Raw genomic sequence first — 13,058 nt, forward strand, 5'->3', positions numbered from 1 at the left:
GAAAATATGTGCCGGGAGCAATCATACTCCCCTGCCCCGGCAGAGGAAGTTACGGATTCACTCCCCGAGCTCGTACGGCGCAAGGAGCCAGACTCGCGGCTCCCTCAGCACCTCCCCCGCAGCCTCCAGCAGCCCCTCTACCGGTCCGGGCTCAGGGTGCCCCTTCTTCTGCGGCGGGACGTGCAACAGGTTGCGCTCCGCAGCCTCCGGGGGAATCCCCGCCAGCTCCGCGACCCGGCGCACGGCCGCCCGGAAGCCGCCGGTCTCGTCTACCAGCCCCCTCTCCCGCGCCTCCTCTCCGGTCCAGACCCGCCCCCCGGCGAGCGGCTCCAGCTCCCCCTCCTCTATCTCCCGCCCCCGCCGCACCCGGTCCTTGAACTCCGAGTAGATGGCATACATGCTCCCCTCCAGCGCCGCCAGCTCGTCCGGACCCGGCCTGCGGGCGGGGTCCATGATCCCGGAGCGCGCACCCCGCTCCAGCGCCACCGGGTTCACCCCGAGCCTCCCGTAGAGCCCAACCGCGGTGGGACGGAAGATGAGCACCCCGATGGACCCGGTCACCGTGCTCCGCCGCGCCACGATGCCGCTGGCCCCCGCTGAGACGTAGTAACCGCCCGAGGCCGCCGTCTCTCCCATCAGCACCACCACGGGCTTCCTGCGCCGGATGCGCTCCACCTCCCGCCAGATGAGATCCGAGGCCAGAGCGTCCCCGCCCCGCGAATCCACATGCAGGAGCACGCCCCGCACGCTCCCGCTCTGCTCCGCCCGCCGCAGCGCCCCGATAACCGACTCGCTCCCGGCCTGCTCATCTCCGAGCAGCGGCAACGGGAACGGCAACCGCCGGCTCCTCCCCCGGACGATCACACCGGTCACCCCGACGACCGCCACCCGGCCCCGGATCAACGGCAGGTAGGGCAGACGCAGCGCCTTCCCGGCCCGCTCCCACTCCCCGATCGACACCCCCCCGCCCAGCCTCCGCGGCAACTCGTCCTCGTAGGCCAGACCGTCCAGCAACCCCTCCCGAAGCGCCCGGCGCGCCGGGTAGGGCGCGCCGTCTATCTTCTGACGCACCTCCTCGGGACTCATGCCGCGCCCCTCGACCACGGCCTCCTCCAGCTCCGCGTAGCGCCGGTCCAGCAGGCGTTCGGCCTGCTCCCGAGCCTCGGGCGAGAAATCCGTCCGCGTGAATACCTCCCCGGCAGACTTGTACGGCGAGACCGCAAGCACCTCGCCCTCCACCCCGAACCGCGCCAGAGCATCCTTCAGGAAGTTCACCCGGGTCCGCACCCCGGTCACGCTCACGGTGGCCGCCGGCGGAGCCAGAATCTCATCCGCCGCACACGCCAGATAGTAGTCCCTGGTGCCGGCATCCACTAGATAGGCGATCACCCGCCCACCCCGCTCCCGGAACCGGACTATCTCCCCCCGCAGCTCCTCCAGCGCCGCCCAACCCGCCTGCAGACCCCGCACCCGGAGTACCACCCCGCGAACCCTCCCGTCGGCCGCGATCCTCTCCAGCCGCTCCCGCAGCTCCTCCAGCGTCACCCCCGCACGCGGCCGCGCCACCAGCCGCCGGAAGAACGGCTCCCGCAGACGGAACTCCGGAAGCCGCCCGGAGACCTCCAGCAATACGTACTCCGGCGGCCTCCTCAGCAGCCGCCGGGAGAGGTTGCGCACCACCAACAGGACGTTTTTGAGAATCGCTATCAACAATTCGATTCCGGTTCCTCTTTTGCGCCGTTCTACATACTATCAACCGCCCTTTCCCGGTATGATAGAATGCCAAAACAGGAATCGTTATTAGTTGAACGGCGGTGAGCAGGGTAGAGCAGGACATCAGGGACAAGTTCAGGCGCTCGGGCTACACGCTGACCTCGCAGCGCCGGGCGGTTCTGGACGCGCTCAGGGACTCTGACGGCCATCCGTCGGCTGAGGAGATCTACCTGGCCGTCAAGAAGAAGAACCCGCGGGTGGCGCTGGGGACCGTCTATCAGGCGCTCTCGGTGCTGGAGGAGATCGGTGTCATAGACACCAAGCACTGGTCCGATTCGCCCACCCGCTACGATCTGAACACCGAGCCTCACTGCGACATCCGGTGCGTGCGCTGTGGCCGGGTAGATGAGATACCGGACGTGGACCTTGGCGATCTGCACTCCCGCCTGCAGCCGAACACACCGTACGAGATCACGGAGGCCGCGCTCGTCGTGGAGGGCATCTGCCCCGCCTGCCGGACCTGATCCCTCTCCTCCGGGCCTTTACCGGGGAGACCGGAGGGTTTACCCTGATCCCGATATGATCGTCGGAGCGGGGGATGAGTCGGGCGTGCCGCACGAGGGCCCTGGAGGGGAGCGGGAGGCACGTTGCCCGATAACGGGTCGGCTGCGGCTCACCGGGGAGAAGTGGCCAAGATTCATGGACCCGGACTCGGGCCGGGTCCATGACGTCTCTCCTCAGGGGGCCGATGAGGCCCGGCGGCGGGGCTGGAAGCAGGTCGTCTCCGAGAGCGATCCCGCTCATCTGCGGGAGTACATCTCCGAGCTGGAGGGTCAGCTCGAGGCTGCCGGAACGCTAGTGGACTCGCTGGAGGGTGAGGTCGCCAGCCTGCGGCAGGACCTGGAGCGGGCCCGTGTCGCCCTGCAGGCCGCGCGGCAAGAGGTGAGCGCACGCGAGCGGGCCATCGAGAGCCGCGACGCCGCTCTGGAGGAGTTGAGGAGCCGCGCCGGAGAGCTGGAGTCAGAGCTGAGCGAGCTCAGGGCCGCGAGGGCGGCCGAGCGCGCCCGAATGCAGGAGGGGCACCGCAGGGAGCTGGAGGAGCTGCGGGAGGAGCTGGAGGAGCGCCGCCGGGATGCGGTGGAGGTCGTCCGGGCCGAGGGCCAGCGGAGGCTCGAAGAGCTGCGGGAGCTGCACCGGCAGGAGCTCGAAGCCTTGCGGCGGGAGTACGAGGCCCGCCGGCGGGAGACCGCAGAGGCCCACGAGCGGCTCATGCGGGAGACGCGGCTGGAGGCTTCCCGGAGGCTTGGGGCCCTGCAGGCCCAGCGGGAGGCGGACAACCGCTCCCTGCGCGAGGAGCACGCGCGCGAGCTGGAAAGCCGTCTCCGGGACCAGGAGGCCCGGCACCGCAGGGAGCTCGAAGAGCTGCGGGAGAGGCTGCGGGGCCTGCGGGTCAAGCTGGAGACCGAGGCCGGGGTCTTCCAGCGGCGGCTGGTCGAGCTGCAGGAATCCCGCCTTCGCGAGCAGGCTGCGATGGAGGAGGAGCTGCAGCGCGCGCAGCGGGAGCGGGCGGAGGAGCGGGAGGAGCTGGAGCGCCGGATCTCAGAGCTCCAGGAGTCGCTGGAGAGCCTCGAGGCCCGGCGGCGAGAGCTGGAGCAGGATCTGGAAGAGGAGCGCCGCCGCGCCGGGCGAATCCGGCAGGAGGAGCGGGAGACCCTCACCCGCGAGCATGAGCGGCAGCGGGAGCACCTGGAGGAGCGCATCCGGGAGCTGGACGCCGGGCGAACGCTCGCCGAGGAGCGTTCGGAGGCGTTGCGGCGCGAGCTGGAGGGTGCGCGGCTGGAGAACGACCGGCTCTCCGCCGAGCTGGAGGAGGTCTGGGAGCGGCTCGACCGGCTGGCGGAGCCCGAGCTCCGGCTGCGGGCCGGGTTGCGCCTCTTCAATCAGAGCGAGCACGCCCGGGTTGTGGCATCCATCTCCAAGGCTCTGGGACTGCCGCGGGTGCACGTGGGCCTCGACGGCAGCGACCCGGCGAAGGCCGAGCTCACCTTCGTGTGGTCCGAGATAAGCTGGCGCCGCTACACCGCCGACCCGACCGAGGGCATCGAGGAGCCGCGCGTCTACCTCACCGGGACCGGAGACGACCCGGCTGTGCTCTCAAACCGCGAGCTGGAGCCCAACGCCCGCATGGATGCCCGCGGCTGCGTCTCTCTGGGCGTACAGGCTCGCTAGTGTCCCCGGCGAGCGAACTGCCGGTTGTAGTGGTAGAGCTCCTCGCCCCGGCGCGCCCCGTAGAACGAAGCCCCGAACGAGACGAGCACCAGCAGCGCGGTGAAGGCCGCGATCCCGGCCGAGCGGAAGCCGGCGAGGGGGTCCTCGGCCGGAGAAGAGAAGGCCACCACCCCCAGGTTCACGACCAGCGAGACGCCGAACGAGGCTACGCTCACCAGCGTGCCGTGCAGCACGCGCCGGTGGGGGGCCCGGTAGCTGGCAAGCATGCCGCCGAAATAGAAGGCCACCCCGAAGATGAACAGCCCGGCCGGGAAGGAGAGCTGGCGGGCCGTGGCGGTCTCGAAGAAAGTCGCGAAGACCGGGCCGAAGATCCCGGAGATCAGGAGCACCCCGATAATCGCGGAGAGCAGCATACCCAGCAGTATGGCTCCGATGCTCTTCATCCCGTGCCTGAGTGTAACACGCCGGTCACCCGGCCAGGGCGGCGACCAGCTCGCGGCAAAAGTCCGGGATATCCGCCACCACCCGGCCCCAGACCAGGTTTCCCTCGCGGAAGGCGGGCTTGTCCACCCACTCGGCTCCGGCGTTTATCAGATCGTCCTTGATCCCGAGCGAGCCCGTGGCCCGGACGCCGTCCACGATGCCGGCCGAGATGCCCACCAGTCCGCCGTGGCAGATGATCCCGACGACCTTCCCCCGCTCGTGGACGGCCCTTACGAGGCCCGTGATCTCCGGGTAGCGCCGCAACCTGTCCGGTGCCCAGCCGCCCGGGATCACGATCCCGTCCAGTTCCTCGGCGTTCACCCCGCCGGGGGTGGTATCGGCCCGCGCGGTTAGCGCGTTCTTGCCGGAGACGGGCTCGGTCGTGGGGCCGACGCTGACAACCTCGGCGCCTTCCTCCTGCAGACGCATCAGGGTGACCCAGTACTCCAGATCCTCGAAGCCCTCGGCGACCAGAACGGCCACCTTCTTGCCGGAGAGTCTCATGGCTGCATCTTCTCCTTCCTCTCTAGGATTCCGCCGAGCGGTCGCCGGGAGAGAAGCGCGGGATGGGGTTTGGCGCCCGGATCGGCCCCCGGTTCTCCCGCCGCTCTTCGCCCTCCTCCGGCGGCGGGCCCTCCTCGGCCGCGTCCAGCAGCGCGTCCAGCGCGCGGCGAATCTCGGTGCTCGCCCTGTGGTAGGCGAACCTGAACCCTACAGCCGGGGCCGCCAGCGCCGGCAGCACGCCCAGGAAGAAGAGCGCATCGGCAAAGCCCGCGATGGCGAAGAGCGAGGCGAAGGTAGCTCCCAGGATGCCCCCGGCCTGCAGGTTCTCCGAGCGGAGGTTGGAGACGTCGGCGGTCAGGCCGGCCCGGCAGCGTCCGTCCTCGACCTCCTCGATCCTGAGCTCCACCGAGTGCGCCTTCAGGAGCGGGCGGTGGCCGGAGAAGTCCAGCGCCCGGCGCACCATCCCGAGCAGATCCCCCGCGTCCCAGAAGGACCCGGCCGCGGTCTTGCGCCGCAGCTTGAGTCCCTGCTCCTGGCGCAGGAGCGCCTCCAGATGCTCCCGCACGGCGTCGGCGGGGCGCTCTATCTCGCGCACCGCCCGGAAGCGGGAGGGGCCGTACAGCCGCCCGGCCAGGCTCTCCGGCTCCTCGGCGCGGTCCGAGCGGAGCTCGGCCAGAGCCCGCCGGACGTCGCTCTCCCTGATCCCCGCAGCTGCGGCCACCTGCACCAGCACATCCGCCGAGACGGTGTACTCCTGGTCCTTGCGGCGGGCGCTCAGCTCGGCGGCCCGGCGCAGTACCAGATCCACCTCGGCCGAAGTCAGTCGCTCTCTGGACCTCTGCTCCATAGAAATCTGCAGAATTTTACTACTTTTCTTAACGCTCTTTTAACGCTGCCCGCCCGCCGCGGCGGAGAGGATACGCGGCGCGTCCTTCAGATACGACCAGCCGGAGATGAGCGTGAGCACGGTGGCCACCGCCATGGCCCACAGCCCGACCGTCTCCAGCTCCAGAAGCAGCAGCAGGATGGCGAGGCTCTGAGAGACCATCTTCGCCTTACCCCAGCGGTTGGCCGCGATCACGAGCCCGCTCTCCAGAGCCACCATCCTAAGGCCCGTCACGGCGAACTCGCGCACGACCATGATCGCCGCCATCCAGGACGGCATCAGCCCCATCCCGACCAGCGCGAAGAAGAGGCTTACTATGATGGCCTTATCCGCGATGGAGTCCATCAGCTTGCCGAAGTTCGTGACCTTCCCGCTGCGGCGGGCGAGCACGCCGTCCAGGTAATCCGTCAGGATCGCGCCCACGTACAGCGTGACCGCCACCGTCCGGTTGTAGGGGAACTGTATGTACAGAGCCGCCATGACCGGCACCACGGCTACGAGGCGGGCTATGGTGAGCTGGTTCGCGAACGTCATCTCAATCTCCTTCTCGGCGAGGCCCGGAACCGGACCTCCCGCCCGTTTATCAGCCGCCGGATGTTCTCCCGGTGCTCAAAGAACACCAGCAGGGCCCAGAACACGGCCCCCGCCAGCACGGTGCCTTCGTCCTCGTTCCCGGCATCGACCGCCGCCAGAGCGAGCGGCGTGACCGCCGCCGCCACCAGCGCCGCCAGCGAGGCGTAGCGCCAGGCGGAGAGCGCGGCGGTCCACACCATGGCAAGAATTATAACGACCAGCGGGTGAACTATCAGGAGCACCCCCACGACCGGGGAGACCCCCTTCCCTCCGCCCCCGCGCATGAAGATCGAGACCGCGTGACCGAAGACGGCCGCCGATCCGGCCCACACCGCTCCGGACATCCCCAGAGCGAGGTAGCCGGCGAGCGCCGGGACGCCTCCCTTGGCCACCTCCAGCAGGGCCGCCAGCGCGCCGGTCAGCCGGCCGGCGCGTTCGTAGAGCTCCAGCGGGGCCGGATTGCCCGGCGGAGGCCGGCGCAGGAGCCTGCGGGCCACCAGACCCCCGGTCGGAACGGAGCCGAGCAGGTACCCCGCCACTATCAGAGGGACCAGCAGCTCCAACGCCCGCCGCTACCCGAGGCCCCGGATCTGGGTCGTCGCCGGGCGGTAGAAGGCGTGCAGCACCCAGTCCAGCACGACCCGCAGCCGGTTCTGCGGGCTCTTGAGCTTGGTCAGGTAGACGGCCCGCCAGAAGAGTGCGGCGAGCAGACCGCTGAACTTCACCCCCATCACCTCGTTGACGGCGAAATTGGCCCCGAGCTCTACGAGCTGCCCCAACGGCCGGTACTCGAACTCCTCCAGCTCGCCGGCACCGTCTATGGCCGCCAGGATATTGCGGGCCAGCACGTGCCCCTCCTGAGTCGCAGCCTGGGCCGTGGGCGGGACGTACTTCCCATCCCTCCCCGGGATGGCGGCGCAGTCGCCCAACGCCCACACGTTCTCCCGGTCCTGCACCCTGAGGTAGCGGTCCACGATCACGCCGTCCAGTTTGGTGAGCGGCAGGTCCAGATCCCGCAGCTTGGCGTTGGGCCGCCCGCCGGCCGTCCAGATCACGTTCTCCGAGCGGATCACATCCCCGTTGTTCAGGATCACGCGGTCTCCGGTAACCTCCTGGGCGGCCGTCTTGGTCAGCACCTCTATCCGGCGCTCGACCAGCTTAGCCCGCGCCACCCGCCGCAGCGCCGGGTCCAGCTCTTGCAGGATCTCGTCTGCGGCTTCGATGAGGATGATCCTGACCCGGTGCGGATTGATGTTCGGGTAGTCCGGAGCGAGGGCGTGGTGCACGAGCGAGTGGAGCTGCGCGGCGGTCTCCACGCCCGTCGCACCACCCCCGATGATGACGAACGTCAGCCGGGAGTCCGGGACGTCGCCGCGCGCGAGGGTGGCCTCCTCGAAACGCTCGATCATCCGGTTGCGGATGCGCATGGCATCCGAGAGCCCCTTCATCGTCAGGCTGTGCTCCTCGACGCCCGGGATGCCGAAGAAATTGGGCTGCCCGCCGAGAGCCAGCACCAGATGGTCGTACGGGAACTCCTGTCCCCCGGCCCTCACGCACCGCCGGTCGAAGTCCACGCTCTCCACCTCCGCCCGGCGGAAGCTGGCCCCCGCCCGGATAAGCGACCGGCGCAGGGGCTGGGCGATGTTCTGCGCGTCTATGTCGTTGGCTATAACCTCCGGCACCATGGGCCAGAAGGTCAGGAAGTTCTCCCGGGAGATCACCATGACACCCACATCCTCCCGGTCGCGGGTGAGCTCGCAGAGATCCCTGGCCACGGTGTAGCCGGCGAAGCCTCCCCCCGCTATCAGGACCTTGTTCGGGAAGTCCCGGTACGGGGGCTTCTCCCACGGAGCGTACCGGGGTTCGCTCCTGAATGCCCTGCGCAGCAGTCTGGCAGCCGCCACCGTGCCGCCCGCGGCCAGCCCTGCCTTTAACAGCTTGCCCATAGCCTCCTCCAGTGTCTCCGGAATAACCGTAGTAAGGAACAAATACCCCGGCGCGTCAACCCCGACACGTCGGCCGGCTCTTTAATCGGCTATGATCTTCTCCGTGCCGAGGACGGAGGGCAGAGGGATGCGCCGGTTCCGCCGCCGCAGGCGCGCGGCGCCGCTCCTGATCTTTCTCGCCGCGCTCTGCACGGTCGCCGCCCTGCCCGTCTACCTGACGAGCCTGCCCGGAGACCCGCGCCCCCTCCCAGAGCTCGAGACCCCCGTGGTCACCGTCGGGATGCCGCAGGATGTCGAGGCCAGCCCGCTCCCGGCCCCCGGCGCTCCGGAACCGGTCTACGCCCTAACGCCGGGCGGCCGGAGCGCCGCTCCGGAGCGCTTCGAGCGGGCCGCGAATCTGCCGCACCACCCCCTGGAGGAGCTCGCCGTCGGGCGGGATCGGCAGCCGCCGGTCGCGGAGCTGCGCCGCCGACTGGAGGAGTGGAGCCCGGGAACGGTCCTGCTGCCCGTCCCGAGCACGACGGAGCGGACAGCGATCTACGTCTCCACCCTGCTGGCTCTCGCGGATCTGGAGCCCTCCCCCGATCTCTACCTGTACGGCCCCGAGGACGAGCTGGAAGCCTCGGCCGGCTCCCGGGAGCTGCTCTATACACTTGAGGCACCGCAGGGCGCAGAGCTCTACCTCGCGCCCGCAAACCGCGTCCGGCTGGGGCCGGGAGAAGAGGTCACGCTCCGGAGCACCGGGGAGGGGAGCGCGCCGGCCGCTCTTTGGGTGCGGCACTCCGGAAGGGCGCTGGAGTTCCGGCCTCAGAAGTACCCTCTCCGGCTCCACATCTGGGGAGCCGGAGAAAAGATCATCTACCGGAGCTACGCGATCTCCGGGGAGACGGGGGCCGTGATCTCCCTCGCGGACCTCGGAGATCCCGGCACCGTGGTCGCGGCCGTGTGCGAGGTGCAGGGCGAACGCTGCGGTGCAGCGTTCGCCCTGCAGCCGTAGGCTGCCTACCGGATTCCGGCCCGCTCCATTCCCTGCCGCTGGAAGTAGCTGCGGGTCTCCCTCAGGACCACACCCGAGAGCAGGAGCAGCCCGACCAGATTCGGGAAGGCCATCAGGCCGTTCATCACGTCGGAGAAGGCGAAGACCGCATCCAGCGTCGCGAGCGAACCGATGAAGATCCCTGCGATAAACAGCAGCCGGTACGGGACGACGACCCGCCGTCCGAAGAGGTACTCCATGTTGCGCTCGCCGTAGTAGGCCCAGCCGAGCAGGGTGGAGAAGGCGAAGAGCGCCAGCCCGACCGCGACCACTATCGGCCCGATATTGCCCAGCGCCGTGGCGAAGGCGAGCTGGGTGAAGTTGCCGCCGTCGCCGCCCTCGGTCCAGACGCCGGTCACCACGATGGCGAGCCCGGTGAACGTGCAGATGACCAGCGTGTCGATGAAGGTCTGGGTCATGGAGACCAGCGCCTGCCGCACCGGCTCCCGGGTCTGAGCCGCCGCCGCCGCGATGCCGCCGGTGCCGAGCCCGGACTCGTTGGAGAAGATGCCCCGGGCAACCCCCTGCCGGATGACCAGCATCAGCCCGGCCCCCAGGAAGCCTCCGGTAGCGGCCGTTCCGGTGAAGGCCGAGGAGACGATGGTGGCTATGGCGCCGGGGATGGCCGTCACGTTCACGAGCAGCACGACCGTGGCGCACGCGATGTAGAAGAGCGCCATGACCGGGATGAGGACCGAGGTCACGAGCCCGATCGAGCGGATCCCGCCGAGGATAACCACTCCCGCCAGGACCGTGAGGATCGCGGCAGAGATGATGGTCGGAATCCCGAAGGCGAACTCCAGGTTGGTGGTCGTGGCGTTGGACTGGACCATGTTGCCGATGCCGAAGGCCGCTATCGCCGTGGCGATGGCGAAGAAGATGCCCAGCACGCGCCCGAACGTGCCCCCCACGCCGTTGGTCAGGTAGAAGGCCGGCCCGCCGCTCTTCTCACCCGCCGCGTCCGTGTGGCGGTACTTCACGCCGAGCACCGCCTCGGCATACTTGGTCGCCATGCCCACAAGGCCCGTCATCCACATCCAGAAGAGCGCCCCCGGACCGCCGACCGCGATCGCCGAGGCGACACCGACTATGTTCCCCGTCCCGACGGTGGCGGCCAGTGCCGTCGTGAGCGCCTGATAGTGCGAGACGTCGCCGTCGCCTACGGGGTCTTTGCGCTGGATGAGGGCCAGATGCAGCGCGGGTCCGAGATGCCGGAACTGCAACCCCTTCAGGATGATGGTGAAGAAGAGCCCCGTGAGCAGGAGCAGCACGATCATGGGCACGCCCCACACGTAGCCTGACAGGGTGGTAAAGAACTCCTCCACTCAGCTAACCTCCCTCCACACTCAGGTTCCCCACGCGCCTTCCGCCACAGGAGAGAGCGCGCCTGGCCTTATGCCGCGTAAAAGCATACGGAACCCGCCGCCCCGTGTCCATAGCGGGCTCCCCGGAGAGCGTCTATCATCGGCGCATGGTAGACGAGGAGCTGCGGCGAGCGGCGAAGCCCCTGTACCGCCCCCTCGCCCGCGCGCTGGCGGACCGGGGCGTAACGGCCGACGCCCTGACCCTAGCGGGCCTGGGGATAGGACTCCTCTGCCTCGGAGCCATCGCCGCCGGACACAACCTCCCCGCCCTCGTTCTCTGGCTCCTGAACCGTCTGCTGGACGGGCTCGACGGAGAGGTGGCCCGGCTGCGCAAGGAGAGCCGGGAGTTCGGGACGTTTATGGATATCGTGGCGGATTTCCTGATATACGGAGGATTTCTGGTCGCGCTCGCGATCCAGCACCCCGACGCCCGGCTGGCACTGCTCGTGCTCTTCCTGGCCTACTACCTGAACGGCTGCGTGTTCCTGGCACTCTCCAGCATCCTGGAGCGCCTGAGGGCCGAGCGGCGAACGGAGCGCGGCCTGCACTTCCGACGCTCGCTGACCGAGGGGTTCGAGACGATCGTGGCCGGCTCGCTCTTCCTCATCTTCCCGGCGCACGTCTCGCTCATAGCGTGGGTGTTCGCGACGATGGTCTTCGTCTCGGCCGCCCAGCGCGTGCTGGACGGCCGCCGCATGCTGGAGAGAGGCTAGCCTCCGAACACCGCCACCCGGACGGTGCGGGTGCGCGGACCGTCGAACTCGGCCAGGAAGATGCCCTGCCAGCGCCCGAGGTCGGGCCGGCCGTCCCGGATTATCAGGTAGTGCGACTGCCCGAAGAGGCTGGTGAGCAGATGCGAGTCGCTGTTCCCCTCCGCGTGTTGCCACTCTACCTCCGGCACGAGCGCCCTGCAGGCGGCTGCGAGATCCCTCCCCACGTCCGGGTCGTAGTCCTCGTTGACGGTGATGGCAGCGGTCGTGTGCGTAGAGGAGACGATACAGAAGCCTTCCTCAACCCCGGACTCGCGCACGGCCCGCCGCACCTCCTCCGTGATGGAGACGAACTGGTAACGCTCGCCGGTGCGGACCGGTATCTCCTGAACCTTCATAACTCCCTCCTGAGATGGTGGTCGGGATCATGGTAGCGCAGGACCTTCCCCCACGTACCCCGCATGCACCGCAGTACATAACACGGCCTCCCCGGTGTGACACCGGGGAGGCCGCAGGGGACCGGCCCCGCTACCGGCCGAAGAAGAGCTTGGCGGCCGGGCTCATCATGTCCGGGTTCCACATCGGATCGAAGGTCAGCTGGGCGTTCACCGTCTCGACGCCCTCTATGGAGAGCACCTCGGTCTCCACCTGCTCCTGAATCATGTCCCCGACCGGACACATCGGGCTGGTCAGGGAGAAGGTGACGTCCACGTGCCTCCCGCCGTCGTGTACCTCCACATCGTAGATGAGACCCAACTCCACGAGATCCATCCCGATCTCAGGGTCTATGACGTTTCTGAGCTGGTCCCGAACGCGCTCCTCGGTAACCATCCTTCTCACCTCTTCGCTAGCTTCTCCGGCATGGTAAAACCTTATTGTAGTTTACCCGGGGAGCTTTTCCAGAAACGGAAGGAGGGCGGAGCCTCCTCGGGCCCCGCCCCCCTCTCGACCTCTCCCGGAGGGAGGTCTAGTAGTTCCAGATCGCCTGCTGCTGCAGCGCCGCCTGCCCCTGGAAGGCGGACTGCTGGCTGGCAACGGACAAGATTTGCACCTGCGCCAGGTTCTGATCGCCGAAGTACGCCCCGGCGGACTGGTAGTTCAGGGCACCCCAGCCGGCATTGTAGATGGCCTGAGACTGCCAGGCGATCTGTCCCTGGAAGGCTTCCTGCACGCAGCCGACACACGCAACCTGCGCCTGCACGGCCGTCTGGTCACCGAAGACCGCCAGGCTGCTCTGCACGTTCGCGCTGTGCGCGAAGGCGGGAGAGGCCGCCAGCAGCAGCATGGCCGTCATCGCCCCCAGAATCATCAGCTTCCTCATCACTTTCCCCATACTCTCGAGGTTTCTACGTCTTCCGCGGAAATGTCAGAAGACCGCCCGAACGACTCACCTCCTCATCCCTTAGACCGAATTCCTTAAGGGCCCTTGATCAACAGTTATCCCACTTTCAGCCTCATGTCAAACAGGTTATTCGTAATAATCGAGGCCAAGGTGCGTGATGAGTTCCTCCCCGCGCAGCTCCCTAAGGGTGTTCTTGAGCTTCATCAGCTGTATGAAGAGATCGTGCTCAGGATAGAGCCCAGGAGCAGTCATGGGGCTCTTGAAGTAGAACG

General features: G+C 68.3%; 16 protein-coding genes. 4 read left to right on the forward strand and 12 right to left on the reverse strand.

What is annotated here, in order from left to right; translation table 11 throughout:
* Window positions 1–57: 57 nt before the first annotated feature.
* The gene (locus E0L93_RS08805; RefSeq protein ID WP_132691016.1) at window positions 58–1,713 is read right to left on the reverse strand and encodes a S49 family peptidase; all 1,656 of its coding nucleotides are present in this window, start codon (window positions 1,711–1,713) and stop codon (window positions 58–60) included.
* Between the two features lie 101 nt (window positions 1,714–1,814).
* Here E0L93_RS08805 and E0L93_RS08810 point away from each other — a divergent pair, with 101 nt between their 5' ends.
* The gene (locus tag E0L93_RS08810; RefSeq protein ID WP_132691018.1) at window positions 1,815–2,237 is read left to right on the forward strand and encodes a Fur family transcriptional regulator; all 423 of its coding nucleotides are present in this window, start codon (window positions 1,815–1,817) and stop codon (window positions 2,235–2,237) included.
* 55 nt (window positions 2,238–2,292) lie between these two features.
* Window positions 2,293–3,942 carry a coiled-coil domain-containing protein gene (locus E0L93_RS08815; protein WP_132691020.1) on the forward strand — a complete coding sequence of 550 codons (1,650 nt, stop codon included), beginning with the start codon at window positions 2,293–2,295 and terminating at the stop codon, window positions 3,940–3,942.
* On the opposite strand, the gene E0L93_RS08820 is transcribed toward E0L93_RS08815, so the two are convergent.
* From E0L93_RS08820 to E0L93_RS08845, 6 genes are read right to left on the reverse strand one after another with little or no spacing between them, the layout of a single operon-like run.
* Window positions 3,939–4,385, reverse strand: a complete 447-nt coding sequence (locus tag E0L93_RS08820) for a hypothetical protein (RefSeq protein ID WP_132691022.1) — start codon at window positions 4,383–4,385, stop codon at window positions 3,939–3,941. The two genes, E0L93_RS08815 and E0L93_RS08820, sit on opposite strands and share 4 nt — an antisense overlap.
* A gap of 25 nt (window positions 4,386–4,410) precedes the next feature.
* Window positions 4,411–4,929, reverse strand: a complete 519-nt coding sequence (locus E0L93_RS08825) for a type 1 glutamine amidotransferase domain-containing protein (protein ID WP_132691024.1) — start codon at window positions 4,927–4,929, stop codon at window positions 4,411–4,413.
* Between the two features lie 22 nt (window positions 4,930–4,951).
* Complete coding sequence (locus tag E0L93_RS08830) at window positions 4,952–5,776, reverse strand: hypothetical protein (protein WP_132691025.1); 825 nt, start codon at window positions 5,774–5,776, stop codon at window positions 4,952–4,954.
* A gap of 39 nt (window positions 5,777–5,815) precedes the next feature.
* Window positions 5,816–6,349: a CDP-diacylglycerol--glycerol-3-phosphate 3-phosphatidyltransferase gene (pgsA, locus tag E0L93_RS08835; protein WP_132691027.1), complete on the reverse strand. Its 534-nt coding sequence runs from the start codon at window positions 6,347–6,349 to the stop codon at window positions 5,816–5,818.
* Entirely contained in the window at window positions 6,346–6,951 is a 606-nt protein-coding gene (locus E0L93_RS08840; protein ID WP_132691029.1) for a glycerol-3-phosphate acyltransferase, read from the reverse strand. Before E0L93_RS08840 ends, pgsA begins: the two co-directional genes overlap by 4 nt.
* A 9-nt stretch (window positions 6,952–6,960) precedes the next feature.
* Window positions 6,961–8,334 carry an NAD(P)/FAD-dependent oxidoreductase gene (locus tag E0L93_RS08845; protein ID WP_132691031.1) on the reverse strand — a complete coding sequence of 458 codons (1,374 nt, stop codon included), beginning with the start codon at window positions 8,332–8,334 and terminating at the stop codon, window positions 6,961–6,963.
* A 127-nt stretch (window positions 8,335–8,461) separates the two neighbouring features.
* Between E0L93_RS08845 and E0L93_RS08850 the strand changes: the two genes are divergently transcribed.
* Window positions 8,462–9,331 (forward strand): hypothetical protein, encoded by an 870-nt coding sequence (locus E0L93_RS08850; protein ID WP_132691033.1) that lies wholly within the window; start codon window positions 8,462–8,464, stop codon window positions 9,329–9,331.
* Between the two features lie 5 nt (window positions 9,332–9,336).
* On the opposite strand, the gene E0L93_RS08855 is transcribed toward E0L93_RS08850, so the two are convergent.
* On the reverse strand, window positions 9,337–10,647 hold the full coding sequence (locus E0L93_RS08855) for an alanine/glycine:cation symporter family protein (RefSeq protein ID WP_132691339.1): 1,311 nt from the start codon (window positions 10,645–10,647) through the stop codon (window positions 9,337–9,339).
* Between the two features lie 152 nt (window positions 10,648–10,799).
* Between E0L93_RS08855 and E0L93_RS08860 the strand changes: the two genes are divergently transcribed.
* A complete protein-coding gene (locus tag E0L93_RS08860) occupies window positions 10,800–11,447 on the forward strand; it encodes a CDP-alcohol phosphatidyltransferase family protein (RefSeq protein WP_132691035.1) in 648 nt (215 codons plus the stop codon).
* On the opposite strand, the gene E0L93_RS08865 is transcribed toward E0L93_RS08860, so the two are convergent.
* From E0L93_RS08865 to E0L93_RS16580, 4 genes are all read right to left on the reverse strand, one after another.
* A complete protein-coding gene (locus tag E0L93_RS08865; RefSeq protein ID WP_132691037.1) occupies window positions 11,444–11,842 on the reverse strand; it encodes a secondary thiamine-phosphate synthase enzyme YjbQ in 399 nt (132 codons plus the stop codon). The genes E0L93_RS08860 and E0L93_RS08865 overlap by 4 nt on opposite strands.
* 130 nt (window positions 11,843–11,972) lie before the next feature.
* Window positions 11,973–12,275 (reverse strand): metal-sulfur cluster assembly factor, encoded by a 303-nt coding sequence (locus tag E0L93_RS08870; RefSeq protein ID WP_132691340.1) that lies wholly within the window; start codon window positions 12,273–12,275, stop codon window positions 11,973–11,975.
* A 136-nt stretch (window positions 12,276–12,411) separates the two neighbouring features.
* The gene (locus E0L93_RS08875; RefSeq protein ID WP_132691039.1) at window positions 12,412–12,768 is read right to left on the reverse strand and encodes a hypothetical protein; all 357 of its coding nucleotides are present in this window, start codon (window positions 12,766–12,768) and stop codon (window positions 12,412–12,414) included.
* Between the two features lie 144 nt (window positions 12,769–12,912).
* The coding region (locus tag E0L93_RS16580; RefSeq protein ID WP_207890409.1) for an inositol-3-phosphate synthase at window positions 12,913–13,058 on the reverse strand (146 nt) is incomplete at its 5' end.

Source organism: Rubrobacter taiwanensis (assembly GCF_004337705.1).
Classification (GTDB): Bacteria; Actinomycetota; Rubrobacteria; order Rubrobacterales; family Rubrobacteraceae; genus Rubrobacter_C; species Rubrobacter_C taiwanensis.